Source organism: Sphingopyxis sp. MG (assembly GCF_002953155.1).
Taxonomy (GTDB): domain Bacteria; phylum Pseudomonadota; class Alphaproteobacteria; order Sphingomonadales; family Sphingomonadaceae; genus Sphingopyxis; species Sphingopyxis granuli.
In genome coordinates, this window is record NZ_CP026381.1 from 1,237,256 (window position 1) to 1,250,662 (window position 13,407).

General features: G+C 68.1%; 13 protein-coding genes and 1 tRNA gene. 8 read left to right on the forward strand and 6 right to left on the reverse strand.

Going from position 1 to position 13,407, the window contains the following annotated elements; translation table 11 throughout:
• Positions 1–13: 13 nt before the first annotated feature.
• Positions 14–1,177 carry a glycosyltransferase gene (locus C3E99_RS05670; RefSeq protein ID WP_076075817.1) on the reverse strand — a complete coding sequence of 388 codons (1,164 nt, stop codon included), beginning with the start codon at positions 1,175–1,177 and terminating at the stop codon, positions 14–16.
• 283 nt (positions 1,178–1,460) lie between these two features.
• Positions 1,461–2,021 carry a helix-turn-helix domain-containing protein gene (locus tag C3E99_RS05675; protein ID WP_076075814.1) on the reverse strand — a complete coding sequence of 187 codons (561 nt, stop codon included), beginning with the start codon at positions 2,019–2,021 and terminating at the stop codon, positions 1,461–1,463.
• Between the two features lie 105 nt (positions 2,022–2,126).
• Between C3E99_RS05675 and C3E99_RS05680 the strand changes: the two genes are divergently transcribed.
• On the forward strand, positions 2,127–2,609 hold the full coding sequence (locus C3E99_RS05680) for a DUF6456 domain-containing protein (protein WP_311879805.1): 483 nt from the start codon (positions 2,127–2,129) through the stop codon (positions 2,607–2,609).
• A gap of 104 nt (positions 2,610–2,713) precedes the next feature.
• Here C3E99_RS05680 and C3E99_RS05685 read toward each other — a convergent pair whose 3' ends face one another.
• Positions 2,714–4,495: an ABC-F family ATP-binding cassette domain-containing protein gene (locus C3E99_RS05685; protein WP_076075811.1), complete on the reverse strand. Its 1,782-nt coding sequence runs from the start codon at positions 4,493–4,495 to the stop codon at positions 2,714–2,716.
• A gap of 135 nt (positions 4,496–4,630) precedes the next feature.
• Here C3E99_RS05685 and C3E99_RS05690 point away from each other — a divergent pair, with 135 nt between their 5' ends.
• Positions 4,631–5,383, forward strand: a complete 753-nt coding sequence (locus tag C3E99_RS05690; protein ID WP_234002617.1) for an SIMPL domain-containing protein — start codon at positions 4,631–4,633, stop codon at positions 5,381–5,383.
• 207 nt (positions 5,384–5,590) lie between these two features.
• On the opposite strand, the gene C3E99_RS05695 is transcribed toward C3E99_RS05690, so the two are convergent.
• The gene (locus C3E99_RS05695) at positions 5,591–6,211 is read right to left on the reverse strand and encodes a hemerythrin domain-containing protein (protein ID WP_083675108.1); all 621 of its coding nucleotides are present in this window, start codon (positions 6,209–6,211) and stop codon (positions 5,591–5,593) included.
• Between the two features lie 125 nt (positions 6,212–6,336).
• Positions 6,337–7,017 (reverse strand): prolyl hydroxylase family protein, encoded by a 681-nt coding sequence (locus tag C3E99_RS05700; RefSeq protein WP_234002618.1) that lies wholly within the window; start codon positions 7,015–7,017, stop codon positions 6,337–6,339.
• A gap of 102 nt (positions 7,018–7,119) precedes the next feature.
• On the opposite strand from C3E99_RS05700, the gene C3E99_RS05705 reads away from it, so the two are divergent.
• From C3E99_RS05705 to C3E99_RS05715, 3 genes are all read left to right on the forward strand, one after another.
• A tRNA-His gene (locus C3E99_RS05705) sits at positions 7,120–7,196 on the forward strand.
• A gap of 358 nt (positions 7,197–7,554) precedes the next feature.
• Positions 7,555–8,604 carry a Glu/Leu/Phe/Val family dehydrogenase gene (locus C3E99_RS05710; RefSeq protein WP_076075809.1) on the forward strand — a complete coding sequence of 350 codons (1,050 nt, stop codon included), beginning with the start codon at positions 7,555–7,557 and terminating at the stop codon, positions 8,602–8,604.
• Positions 8,605–8,732: 128 nt separating this feature from the next.
• A complete protein-coding gene (locus tag C3E99_RS05715) occupies positions 8,733–9,086 on the forward strand; it encodes a YbaN family protein (protein WP_067110067.1) in 354 nt (117 codons plus the stop codon).
• Positions 9,087–9,122: 36 nt separating this feature from the next.
• On the opposite strand, the gene C3E99_RS05720 is transcribed toward C3E99_RS05715, so the two are convergent.
• Complete coding sequence (locus C3E99_RS05720) at positions 9,123–11,726, reverse strand: TonB-dependent receptor plug domain-containing protein (RefSeq protein ID WP_067110071.1); 2,604 nt, start codon at positions 11,724–11,726, stop codon at positions 9,123–9,125.
• A 282-nt stretch (positions 11,727–12,008) separates the two neighbouring features.
• Here C3E99_RS05720 and ccmC point away from each other — a divergent pair, with 282 nt between their 5' ends.
• The 3 genes from ccmC to ccmE are packed head-to-tail and all read left to right on the forward strand — an operon-like array spanning position 12,009 to position 13,347.
• Positions 12,009–12,761, forward strand: a complete 753-nt coding sequence (ccmC, locus tag C3E99_RS05725) for a heme ABC transporter permease CcmC (RefSeq protein WP_076075807.1) — start codon at positions 12,009–12,011, stop codon at positions 12,759–12,761.
• Positions 12,758–12,913: a heme exporter protein CcmD gene (gene ccmD, locus C3E99_RS05730; RefSeq protein ID WP_076075805.1), complete on the forward strand. Its 156-nt coding sequence runs from the start codon at positions 12,758–12,760 to the stop codon at positions 12,911–12,913. Before ccmC ends, ccmD begins: the two co-directional genes overlap by 4 nt.
• The gene (gene ccmE / locus C3E99_RS05735) at positions 12,910–13,347 is read left to right on the forward strand and encodes a cytochrome c maturation protein CcmE (protein WP_076075802.1); all 438 of its coding nucleotides are present in this window, start codon (positions 12,910–12,912) and stop codon (positions 13,345–13,347) included. The genes ccmD and ccmE overlap by 4 nt, the downstream gene beginning before the upstream one ends.
• Positions 13,348–13,407: the final 60 nt, after the last annotated feature.

The following is a 13,407-nucleotide window of genomic DNA, read 5'->3' on the forward strand; positions in this document are numbered from 1 at the left end:
TACCCGGCGGGGCCTATCGTCCCGCGCAGCGACGCAGATGGTCGGCGAGTTCGCGGCCGTTGCGGTCCCAGTCGAAGCGGCCGGCGAGGCTGGCCGCGACCTCCGCTTGCCCGGTCGGCGCCGCGAGGATTGCGCGCACCGCCGCGGCGATGGCGTCGGGCGTGCGCTCGACAATGCGCCCGGCGGCCGGTGAAGCGACGAGTTCGGCCGCGCCGCCCGCGTCGCTGATCACGATCGGCGTACCGCAGGCGAGCGCCTCGACCCAGGCATTGGCCAGCCCTTCGCTGACCGACGGCATCACCACCGCATCGGCGGCGCGATAGAGCGTCGGCAGGTCGGCGTTGGCGACCGGGCCCATCATGTGGACCCGCCCGGCGACGCCGAGCCGCTCGGCAAGCGCGCGATAGCGGCCTTCTTCTTCCCCCGCGCCGGCAAGCCAATAGTGCACCCCCGGCAGCATGGGCAGCGCCTCGATCACCAGTGCCTGGCCTTTGCGCGGGATCAGCGCGCCGACGGTGGCGATGACGGGATCGGTCCCGATGCCGAGCGCCGCGCGCGCGGCGGCGCGGTCGCCGGGGCGGAAGCGCTCGCCGTCGATGCCGGTGTAATGGATCGCGACCTTGCCGGGATCGATTCCGATCGCCGCCATGTCGCGGCGCATCGCTTCGGAGACGGCGAGTAGCCCGGCGGCCCCGTCGGCGGCGGCGAGCAGCTGGGCCTTCGTCGCTGCGGCATGGCCGAAATGGCTGATGTCGGCGCCGCGCGCCTTGACCGAGAAGGGCAGGCCGAGCGCCGCCGCGACCCGCATCGCGGCGGGGCCGTCGGGATAGAAGAATTGCGCGTCGACGACGTCGAACGCCGCGCCGCGCACCGCCGACAGCACCGCGCGCGCCACCAGCGCGGGGTTGAAGCGTGCGCCATGGCGCGGGATCAGCGGGAAGTGCGGACGATGCACGGCGATGCCGTTCCACGTCTCGGTTCGCGGCAGGCTGCGCAGCGCGCGATAGCGCGGGTGGAGCGACAGCGGGAAGGGCGGCAGGCCGACCGGCGCGACGACGGTCAGGGCGATGCCCGGCTGCTGCGCCAGCGCGCGCAGGCTCCTTTCGACGAACAGCCCGAAGTTCGGCCGCGCCGCGTCGGGAAACAGCGTGGCGATCGAGAGGATACGGAGCGTCACGGCGACGGATAGACGGAATGCGTCATTGCGAGGAGCCGAAGGCGACGCGGCAATCCCAAGCGTGCGCGAACCGCCCTGGATTGCTTCCCCCGGATCGGGTCGGCGTACATAGCCTTCAGGCAAGTAAGGGCCTGTGCCCCGGCGAAAGCCGGGGTCCAAACGGGGCAGCGCTGTGCCATCTGGACCCCGGCTTTCGCCGGGGAACGGTTACCTGTGGAAAAGGAATAATTGCCGATCGGGTCCGGGGTCGCAAGGGCGAGAGGCTGGAACATGGGAGCGAACCTCACAGCGTGCGGATCAGCCGCACCGCGACCGCGGCCCAGAGCGGATTGCTCACCACCTGCTGCCGCTGCCCGACCCCGAGCGGCAGCAGATGAAGCTTTTCGCCGTCGACGTTGAGCAGGCGGGCGAAGATGTAGCGCCCGGCGGGGCGCGGCACGAGCAGGTCGCGGTTGAGCGCAGCCGTCCAGTCGCCCTCGATCCGCCGGCACCAGATTTCGTCGCCCGCGCGATAGTCGCCGATCGACGAGGTGACGCGCACCGCGACCATGTCCTCGCCCGGCCGCGCGGTCAGCGCCTGCTCGACCCGCGTCGGTGCCTGCGCGCCGTCGGCGCCGAGCAGCGCGGTGATCGTAAGCTGCGCGTCCTGCGGAAGCCGGACGAGTTCGGCCGCCTCGACGCCGAGCGCTTTCGCGATCCGGTTCATCCAGCCGAGCGAAAGGGTGCGCGTGCCGGTTTCGAGCCGGCCGATCGTCTGCGCGGTCGTCGGCGGGTCGCATCGCTGCGCGACCTCTTCCAGCGTCAGGCCCTTTGCGCGGCGGACGGTGCGGATGCTGTTGATCATGGTGCGGCTCCGATAACCAAATCGGTTTTTTCTTTCCTACAAAATATCCAGATGTCAAGCGCGGTTTGAACGCGAATCTTTCCGGACACCCCAAAGGAGAAGCCGATGACCGCACGCCGCCTCGAAACCCGCCTCCATCCCGACGACCGGATCGATCCTGGCAAGACGGGGCCGCAGGTGATGCGGCATGTCACGGTCAATGTCGCCGAAAGCCCGATCGCCTGGCTCGCCGCGCGCGGGTTGCTGACCGCGCCGCAGCTTGCCGCGGGCGAACGGCTGCGCGCCGATTATGAGCGCGCGGGGCTGGCGGCGCGGGTGACGATGCGCTGGGATGCGGCGCCGCCTGCGAAAAGCCGCGGCGGCGCGCGGGCATCGGACGCCTCGCTCGCCCGGATCGATGCGCACCGGCGCTTTCACGCGGCGATCGACCATGTCGGGCCGGGGCTCGCCGACATCTGCTGGCGCGTGATCTGCGCGGGCGAGGGGATCGGCGGCGCGGAAAAGGCGCTCGGCTGGCCGGCGCGGTCGGGCAAGCTGGTGCTGGGGCTGGCGCTCGACCGGCTGGCGCGGTTTTACGGGATAGGGTGATTCCGGATGGGGGCGGCTGCAAGCGAACCTCTCTGATCGTCATCCCTGATCAAGTCCGGGATGACGCAAGAAGGCCATGGCCGCTTACCACCCCTAAGTCGACGTTATCCCAGTGCCTCGACTTCCTCGGCGAGCGCCAGCCAGCGATCCTCCGCCGCCGCCTTTTCGTCGCGCAACGTGTCGAGTTTCGTCGTCAGCGCGGTGAAGCGTGCATTGTCGCGCGTGAACAGGCTGCCGTCGGACAGTTCGGTCTCGATGCTTGCCATTTCCGCTTCGATCTCCTCGATGCGGGCCGGCAGGAGGTCGTAGTCGCGCTGGTCCTTGTAGCTCAGTTTCTTGCGCGCCTGCGGCGGTGGCGGCGGAGCCGTGTCGGCCGTCGCGGTTCGGGCCTTCGCGGCCGCCGGCTTGCTGCGCTTCGCCTCCCAGTCGGCATAGCCGCCCGCGACGATGTCGACCTTGCCCGATCCGTCTAGACCCAGCGTCACCGTCACCGTGCGGTCGAGGAAATCGCGGTCGTGGCTGACGAGCAGCACCGTTCCCTGATAATCGGCGATCACCTCCTGCAACAGGTCGAGCGTTTCGAGGTCGAGGTCGTTGGTCGGCTCGTCGAGGACGAGCAGGTTCGATTCGCGGGCGAATTCGCGCGCGAGCAGCAGACGCGAGCGCTCGCCGCCCGACAGCGCGCCGACGCTCGCCTCGGCGACCGAGGGGTCGAAAAGGAAATCCTTCAGATAGCCCTGCACATGCTTGCGCGCCCCGCGCACGTCGACCCAGTCGCCGCCGTCGGCGAGGATGTCGCGCACGCTCTTTTCGGGCGACAGCAGGCTGCGCTGCTGGTCGATGACGATGCCGTCCAGCGTCGGCGCAAGCGTAACCGTGCCCTCGTCGGGCCGGATCTCGCCGGTCAGCAGCTTGAGCAGGGTCGACTTGCCCGCGCCGTTCGCGCCGACGATGCCGATGCGGTCGCCGCGCTGGACGCGAAAGGTGAAATCCCTGATGATCGTGCGGCCGCCGAACGTCTTGGAGATATTCTCCGCGACGATCACCGACTTGGACCGCACGTCGTCGTTGGCGAGGCCCAGCTTGGCGACGCCGGGGCCGCCGATCATCGCGGCGCGCGTCGCGCGCATTTCCTTGAGCTTTTCCAGTCGGCCCTGGTTGCGCTTGCGCCGCGCGGTGACTCCGCGCTCCAGCCAGTGCGCCTCCAGCCGAAGCTTGGAATCCAGCTTTTGCGCGGCGCGGGCTTCCTCGGCAAACACCGCCTCGGTCCATTCGTCGAAACCGCCGAAGCCGATTTCCTTGCGGCGGATGCTGCCGCGGTCGAGCCACAGCGTCTGGCGCGTCAGACGGGTCAGGAAGGTACGGTCGTGGCTGATCGCGACGAAGGCGCCGGTGAAGCGCGACAGCCAGGATTCGAGCCAGTCGATCGCCGCAAGGTCGAGATGGTTCGTCGGCTCGTCGAGCAGCAGCACGTCCGGGTTCTGCGCGAGCGCGCGGGCGATGGCGGCGCGGCGGCGCTCGCCGCCCGAGGCGCTGGCGGCGGCGCGGTCCATGTCGATGCCGAGCTGGTCGGCGATCGCCGCGACTTCATGCGCCTCGGGCGCGTGGTCGCCGCTGGTCGCATAGTCCATCAGCGTTGCATGGCCGGTGAAGTCGGGTTCCTGCTCCAGCAGCACGACATGGGTGCCGGGGACGATGGTGCGCTTGCCCTTGTCGGGTTCGATGTAGCCGGCGAGCAGCTTGAGCAGCGTCGTCTTGCCGGCGCCGTTGCGGCCGATCAGCGCCAGCCGGTCGCGCGCGCCGATATAGATGTCGAGATCCTGGAACAGCCAGCCGGTGCCCTGCACCAGGCCGAGTCCTTCGTAGGATAAGATAGGAGCCGCCATGATGAACGGCTCGCTACCGGTCCGTTCAGCCTCATGCAAGCGCCGCGCGGTCAAAGGCCGGAACGGGTTCGCTCCGTCGGCGTTACGGGGGGGACGATCATCAGGAACCGGACCTCCGGTGAACAGGAGAATGAAATGACGAAGCAGATGCTCACCGCTATGGCTGCCGGATGGATGCTGGCGGCCGCGGCGCCCGCGATCGCGCAGCAAGGGGCAGGAGGTTCGACGGTGACGACAGCGACGGCGCAGGGCCCCATTCTTTCCTTCAGCGTCAACGAAGAGGTGCGGGCGCGTCCCGACCAGGCGACGATCGGCGCCGGCGTCCAGACGACCGCGCCGACCGCGGTCGAGGCGATGCGCACGAATGCGGCGGCGATGGACAAGCTGATCGCGGCGGCGAAGAAGGCCGGGATCAAGGCCGAGGACATTCAGACAAGCGGCATCAACCTGTCGCCGCAATATGATTACAGCAATCGCACCGACGGCCAGCCGCCGCGTTTCCTGGGCTATCAGGTCACGAACAGCGTGCGCGCGACGACGGAGCGGATCGACCGGATCGGCGAACTGCTCGACACGCTCGTCGCGGCGGGCGGCACCAATATCGACGGGCCGTGGTTCGCGATGAAGGACCCCGACGCGATGCTGGTCGGCGCGCGCGGCGCGGCGATCAAGGCGGCCGAGGCGAAGGCGGCCGACTATGCGCGGCTCGCGGGTTATCGCGGCGCCGAACTGGTGTCGATCGGCGAAGGCGGCTTTTCGGGCCCGCAGCCGCCGATGCCCTATGCGCGCGGCATGGTCGCGCAGGCGGAGATGGCCAAGGCGCCGGTCGAGCCGGGGCAGGTCGGCAACACGCTGACGCTGAGCTTCCAGTATCGGCTGGTGCGGTAAAGCGCTCGAAGCGATCCCTCCCCTCCGGGGGAGGGGTGTCCCTTTTCCTGCAGGGCCTCGTTCCCCGGCGAAAGCCGGGGTCCAGAAAGGGTAGCGCTACCTCCGCGTGGACCCCGGCTTACGCCGGGGAGCAGGACCGCACTTGCTGGCGGATATACGAGGGGAGGGGCGTAGCCGGAAAATCCTGCGCAACGCCGCCGCGATGCGTCAGTCCTTGAGCTTGATCTTCCGCTCGATCCTGGCGGCCGCCTTTTCCTCGCGCTTCCGGCGGTTGAAGACGCGGCGCATGTAGCGGACGTCGGTGGCGCTCAGATGCGCCTCGGCGGCGACGAACTGCTCCTGCTCCTCTTCGCGGATATGGTGGAGATATTCGTCCTTCAATCCCGCAAACCGCCGCAGCCAGCCGGACGACGCCATGTCGCGCGCGGCGAGGTCGGCGAGCATGTCGTCGATCTCCTTGTGCTCGGCGATCGCGTGGCGCGCGAAGTCGGTGGTCTCGGGATCGCGCAGCACGCTCGACCACAGCGCCTGCTCCTCGGCCGCCGCATGCGCCTTCAGCTCCTTGGTCAATTCGCGGAACAGTCGCTGGCGGTCGGGCGACTTGCCCTCGGTCTCCTCGATCATCGCCAGCAGCGCGCGGTGGCGGTCGTGATCCTCGACCAGGCGGCCGAATATGTCGGCGTCGCCGCGGAATTTCGTCCGCGGCGTGCTGCCGATGCGCGCCGCCACGTCGGGCGCGACCGCCCGGGCTTTCGCGATCGCCTCGCTCTTGGCCTGCTGTTCCGGTTTGCGTTTCGCCGTGCTGCGGACGGCTGCTCGTGCGGTCATTCCACCCTCCCATCATGGCACCCGCGACGCTGCGCGGGCGAAAGGCTTTCGGCGATTGCCGAACGCTCTTTCAACGCCGGTTCGGGCAAGCGGTTCCGGATCGGGCGGGCCCTGCTGTTCGGCGGTCAGCCCAGTTCCCCGTCCGTCCACGGCCACGGCCGCTCGCGGAACCATTTGGTGATGATATATTTGCGTCCCTTGCGCACCTTCATCCCGTGGTGGAGCGTGTCGGGGTTCGGGGTGCCGTCGGCGCGGACATTGTTCCACGCGAGCAGCTTGCCGGTTTCGGGCTGGTGCAGCTTGCCGGTGGCGAGGAAGCGCGTCGCGCCGCCCGCCGCGGGTTCGTTGAGGTAGATCATCAGCGTCCAGCTGCGCTGGCCGGGCACCGCGCAGAAGGTTTCCCAATCGGCACCGTGCGGATCGAAATAGTCGGTGTGCGCCTTGAACTCCTCGCCGACGTCGTAGCGCTGGCCCTGCAGCGGCTCGCCATATTCGGGCGCGATGCCGGTGAGATCGTGGAGTCGCCGGTTGACCGCGGCGACCAGCGGGTCGCGATGATTGAGGTCGCAGGTCGAACTGGTGCGAAACGCCGTGTCGCCATTGGGGTCGGCGATGGTCGAGGGATGCGCCCCCGCATCGATCCGCTCGACCAGCGCGGCGCAGGTTTCGGCATCCAGGAAATGCGGCAGCATGAACTGCGCGAGCTTCGGGCTCGGCGCGCGCCGGATGCCGGGCACCGCGGCCAGCCGCTCGGCGGTGCGGTCGGCGCCGGAGGTCGCCATGTCGACATGCTCGTTTCCAGCCATGCCGCGGCTTTTACCGGCCGCGGCGCCCGCGAACAATGCTTGACGAACAGCGGTCCCCCGCCTATCGCCGCGCGCTGTCGATGGCGTTACGCCCGGCATGTGGCGATCGTAGCTCAGTTGGTTAGAGCACCGGTTTGTGGTACCGGGGGTCGTGGGTTCAAGTCCCATCGGTCGCCCCAGCTTTTCAAGAACTTAGCTCGAAAAGCACCGGAAGCCTAAGGTTCAAATGAACCCGCTTTCACGGTTGCGGACGGGTGTTCCGGCGGTCGTCGGGGAGACTTCGCATGCATCACAAACGCGGCAGATCCCGAAACCAGCGGGCCGGTTGCAAACTTTGCAAGCCGTGGAAGGTCAACGGCATCTCGGCTCTGGCCTATGGCAGCGAAAAGTTCGGCGATCATGCCCGGCGCATGGCTGCCCGGCGCGCGATGGCCGATATGTGAGCCGACCGCGCGCCCTCGGGCGCAAAACGGCGTGACTTTACACCTCTGTTTCTTTATTACGCGTGTGCGCAATTTTTGAATATGAGGTTCTGCCATGTCCGCCGTCTGGGATTTTGCCGATTTCGACGATCATGAACATGTCCATATGTTCCGCGATCGGACGAGCGGCCTGACGGCGGTCGTTGCGGTGCATTCGACGCATCTCGGCCCCGGTGCTGGTGGAGTGCGATACTGGCGTTATCCCGACAAGGCCGATGCCATCGTCGATGCGCTGCGGCTGTCGCGCGGCATGAGCTACAAGAATGCGATGGCGGGCCTGCCGCTGGGCGGCGGCAAGGGTGTGATCCTGGCCGAGGAAGGGCAGGCGAAGAGCCCCGAACTGCTCGCGGCCTTCGGCCGTGCGGTCGAATCGCTCGGCGGCGCCTATGTCACGGCGGAGGATGTCGGCATGTCGGTCGCCGACATGGTCGAGATCGCGCGCGCGACACGCCATGTCAGCGGCCTTCCGGCGGCTGGCGACAAGGTGGGCGGCAACCCGAGTCCGCTGACCGCGCTCGGCGTCTATCTGGGCATCAAGGCGGCGATTCGCGAAAGACTGGGCGCCGACAGCGCCAGCGGCGTCCGCGTCGCGGTGCAGGGCGTCGGCAGCGTCGGCGCCGGGGTCGCGCGGCGGCTGGCGGCCGAGGGCGCGGTGCTGACGCTGGCCGACGTCGACCTCGCCCGCGCGAAGGCGCTTGCCGAGGAACTGGGCGCCGACCTCGCCGATTCGGCGGCGATCATGGAGGTCGAGGCCGACGTGCTGAGCCCCAATGCGCTCGGCGCGATCCTGACCGAGGAGAGCATCGGGAAACTGAAGGTGTCGATCGTCGCGGGCGCCGCGAACAACCAGCTCGCGACCGAGGCCGACGGCCAGCGCCTGCACGATCGCGGCATCGTCTATGCGCCCGACTATGTGATCAACGCCGGCGGCATCATCAACGTCGCGCTCGAATATCTGGGGCAGGGCAGCCATGAAGAAGTCGAGCGCCGCATCGGGCAGATTCCGGGACGGCTCGCGGATATCTGGGCCGAGAGCCGGACCAGCGGCACCCCCGCGTCGGACGTCGCCGACCGTATGGCGCAGGCGCTGATCGGACGCGGATAGACCAACGCCGCCCCAGCGAAAGCCGGAGCCGCTTGCAACCGTTACGCCATGCCGATAGCGGCCCCGGCTTTCGCTGGGCGACGATTGCCGGCTGGCGCGGCCTATGATTTCCGCTAAGCCAGCGCGCGATGAAGCGGCATTTCTTTCTTGTCAGCGGCTGGGCTTCGTTGGGCCTCGGGGCGCTGGGCGCCTTCCTGCCGCTGCTGCCGACGGTGCCCTTCGTCATTCTGGCCGCCTTCTGCTTCGCGCGCTCGTCGCCGCGGCTCGAAAGCTGGCTGATCACGCATCCGCGCTTCGGCCATCACATCGTCGCGTGGCGCGAAAAGGGCGCGATCAGCCGCCGGGGCAAGCTCGCCGCGACCGCGGCCTTTGCGTTCAGCATCGTGCTGGCGGCGATCTTTTCGCCATGGCCGTGGGTGATGGCACCGGTGATCGCCGCCGCCGTCACCGGAAGCTGGATATGGACGAGGCCGGAAGCATAGCTCCCGGCCTCGCCGATTTTCCATCCGGCCGCGCGGTCAGAAATCGACCGACACGCGCCCATAGACGAAGCGCCCGCTGAACCCGAACGGCGAGAAGGACGAATAGGGCAGGAAGCTGTTGTTCGCGCCATAATCGACCCCGTTCACCAGCCCGAAGGGCAGGCGGTCGGGATATTCGTCGAGCAGGTTGTTCGCGCCGACCGCGATCTGCACCGGCTGGACCGGGCGGAAGCGGACTTCCAGATCGACCACCCACTTCGGCGACAGCGTGATGTCGCCCGGCGCGTCGCCCGCCGCGATGCGGATGTCGTCGCGGATCGCGGGATTGTTGAGCGTGACGGGGTTGCCGTCGGCCGCCACGGCCGTCACGCTGTCGGGCAGGAACACCTTGCCGTAGCGATTGGCGTTCAGCGTCATGCCGAACTTGCCGATGTCCCACGTCAGTCCGGCGTTGAACTTGTTGCTCGGCTGACCGTCGGTCAGACGCAGCGATTCCTGCCGCGCGAACAGGCGCTGCGCGGTGAAGGCGCTGAAGACGCGGCGATCGGTGATCTTGGTGTCGTTCAGATTATAGCCGACGTTCAGGCGCAGCGTGCCGAGACCGAAATCGGGAACGCGATAGCTGCCGACGATGTCGAGACCCTGCGTACGCGTGTCGACGCCGTTGACGAAGAAGCGCGCCGACGTTCCCGGAACATTGGCGGCCTGCAGAAGCGCCAGGACGTCCGCTCCCGACAGCGTCTCGGTCAGCGTGATGCGGTCCTTGATCTTGATCCGGTAGTAATCGACCGTCACGTTCAGCCCCGGCACCATGTCGAACACCAGGCCGCCGCCGAAGTTGACCGACTTTTCGGGCTTGAGCGGCTGCGCGCCGAGCGCGATCGCGATCGGCGACGAGACGGGGAAGGTGCCGACTTCGACCAGCGTTCCGCCCTGGCTGATCGTCGAGGTGGTCGAGAAATACTGCTGCGCCATGCCCGGGGCACGGAAGCCGGTCGAGACCGATCCGCGCAGGGCGAGGCCGTCGACGGGCTCGAAGCGCGCCGCCAGCTTGCCGTTCACCGTATCGCCGAAATCGGAGAAATGCTCATAGCGGCCAGCAGCCTGCACGTTGAACATGTCGCTGAGGTCGGCGTCGAGCTCGACATATCCCGCGAAGCTGTCGCGCGACTTGTCGACCGCCGAGCTGGGCATGAAGCCGCCGAACACCTGCGACCCGACACCGGCGCCGTTGGTGTAGAAATAGGGGCCGACTGCATAGCTGGCCGGTTCGCCCGCGACGATCTTGTAATTCTCGTTCCGCCACTCGGCGCCAAGCGCCAGCGACGTATCGCCGAAGCCGAGGTCGAGGTCGCGCTGGGCGTCGAAGTTCACCGCCATCTGGCCATAGCGCATGCCGCCCGCGTCGAACTTGCGCGGGCTGTGATTGCCGCCGAGCGAGACGTTGACGGTGTTCTCCACGCCATAGTCGAGGCGGTTCGAGCCATAGCCGAACGACAGGTCGAGGTTCCAGCCGCCCGCCATGCCGCGCAGCCCGCCGGTGAAGGCGATGTCGCGGATTTCGCTGGTGATATAGGGCAGATAGCCGTCGGCGTAGATCGGCGCGCCGCCATTGTCCCAGTCGGCGTTGCGCGGGTCGAGCGCGCGGCGATAGAAGCCCGCGCCATTGCCGTCGCGCACGCCATAGCTGCCGAAGCTGTAGAGCTCCCAATCGGCGCCCACGTCCATGCCGGCGTTGTAGAAGAAGTTCATGTCCTTCGATTCGCCGTCGCCGAAACGGTGCCAGTAACGGTCGATCGTCACTTCGCGCGGATCGCCGGCCGCCGCATAGTTGCGGCGCAGGTCGGCGCCCGAGCGGTTCGTCGGCGAGCGGTCCTTATATTCGGCGGTGAAGTTCAGATAGCCGCTGTCGCCGACCGGCAGGCCGATGTTGGTCGCCATGGTATAGGTTTCGCCGTCGCGGCGCTTGCGGTCCTTGCCGGTGAAGCTGATCGCCGGATTGTCCGACGCGCCGGTGGTCGGCAGCACGTTCGCGACCTGCTCCACATCCTCCATCGTCGTGATATATTTGCCGTAGCTGATCTGCGCGCGGCCGCCGACGCTCTTCTTGAGCTGGACGTTGATGACGCCCGCGATCGCGTCGGAGCCATATTGCGAGGCGGCGCCGTCGCGCAGCACCTCGATCCGCTCGATCGCGAGCGGCGGAATCGTGTTCATGTCGACACCCGCCGAACCGCGGCCGACCGAACCGTTGAGGTTGAGCAGCGACGACAGGTGGCGGCGCTTGCCGTTGACCAGCACGAGCACCTGGTCGGGCGCAAGACCGCGCAGCGTCGCCGGGCGCAGCGAGTCGGTGCCGTCGGTCAGCGACGGCTGCGGGAAGTTGAACGAGGGGACGAGTTGGCCCAGCAGGCGGTTGGTTTCGGTCGAACCGCTGTTCTGGAGCGAATCGCTCGAAATGACGTCGATCGGCACCGTGCTGTCGGCGATGGTGCGGTCGGTGCGGCGCGTGCCGGTGACGATGATCGTCGCGCTGTCGGCGGCTTCGTCGGCCCCCTCTTGCGCGAAGCCGGGCGTGGTCCAGCCGCCCGCGACGAGCGCGGCGGCGAGGGCGAAGGTGGAGAGCTGAGTGGTACGCATGGTTTTCCCCTGTCGTTGCGGGTCCGTCGGGCCCGATCCGCTGCCAGATTGGGAGGGAGGCGGGCGGTTTCCACCCATGGTTTGAAGAATCGGGCTGATTTTCCGTGCTTTTGTCGGAATTGTTGCAAATTTGACACAGGTGGCCCGCGCCTTGATCTTCATGGCCGGACCGGAACGGCTTCGGCGCGGCAGCGAAAGCGGCGCGCATAGCGAGCAAATCGGCCGCCGCGGCCACCTACAGGCTGGACCGGCGTTGCCGGCTCGCCTAAGGCTTCGCGCGCCATGCACGCCTATGCCAATCCGACCCGTTTTCTGGCGATCGCGCGTCCGCTGACGCCGTGGCTGCTGGGGCTTGGCGTCGTGCTGTTGCTTGCCGGGGCCTGGGCTGGGCTGGCGGTGGTTCCCGGCGAGGCGAAGCAGGGTGAAACCGCGCGGATTCTCTATGTTCATGTCCCCGCCGCATGGCTCGGCATGGGGGGGTGGACCGCGCTCGCGGTCAGCGGGCTCGTGCAGCTCGTCTGGCGCCACCCGCTCGCGGGGATCGCGGCGCGCGCCATCGCGGTGCCGGGGATGCTGTTCACCGCGCTCTGCCTCGCGACCGGGTCGATCTGGGGCAAGCCGACGTGGGGAACCTGGTGGGAATGGGACGGGCGGATGACCTCGATGCTCGTCCTCCTCTTTCTCTATGCGGGCTTCATCGCGCTGACGATGGGCGATGCCGGTGGGAATGGGGGCCAGCGGCAGGGCGGATCGCTGTCGCGCGGCGCCGCCGTCTATGCGCTGGTCGGGGCGATCAACATCCCGATCATCAACCGCAGCGTCGTGTGGTGGAACAGCCTGCACCAGGGACCGAGCATCACGGTGCGCGGATCGAGCATCGACGGTGCGCTGCTGTGGCCGCTGGGCTTGACCTTGCTGGGTTTTTCGTTCCTGTTCGGGGCGATCGTGCTGATGCGGATGCGGCGGATCATCGCCGACAACCGCGTCGCGGCGCGGCTGCGGCGGCTCGCCGACGACGAAGGGAGCGGGGTGTGACCGGGGTCATCAGCGGAAGCGGCCAATGGGCCTATGTCGTCGCCGCCTATGCGCTGACCGCGCTGTTGATCGCGGCGGTGCTGGGGCATAGCTGGCGCGCGATGCGCAAGGCCGAACGCCGCAGCGACGCGCTACGCAGGGATCGGACATGAAAGCGAAGCATCAACGATTGATCCTGGCGCTGGTCGCGCTGGTCGGCGTCGCGGGGGCCGGGGTGCTCGCCGCGAGCGCGCTGCGCGACGAGGCGGCCTATTTCCGCACGCCGACGGAGGTTGCGGCGGGCGCCGCCGCCACCGGCGAGGCGATGCGGCTCGGCGGCATGGTCGCGTCGGGCAGTCTCCGGCGGCAGCCCGACGGGCTGACGATCCGTTTCGTCGCCACCGATGGCGAAGCGTCGGTGCCGGTCGAATACAAGGGCATCGTCCCCGACCTGTTCGCCGAGGATTCGGGGATGATTGCCGACGGCCGGATGCGCGCCGACGGCGTCTTCGTCGCCGACCGCATCCTCGCCAAGCATGACGAGCGCTATGTCCCGCCGCAGATGAGCCACCCGCCCAAGACCGGGAAAGCGGCGCCGGCGGCATGAGGGTCTCTCGAATCCCGTCATTGCGAGCGGAGCGAAGCAATCTCCGGCATGCGGCCTGCC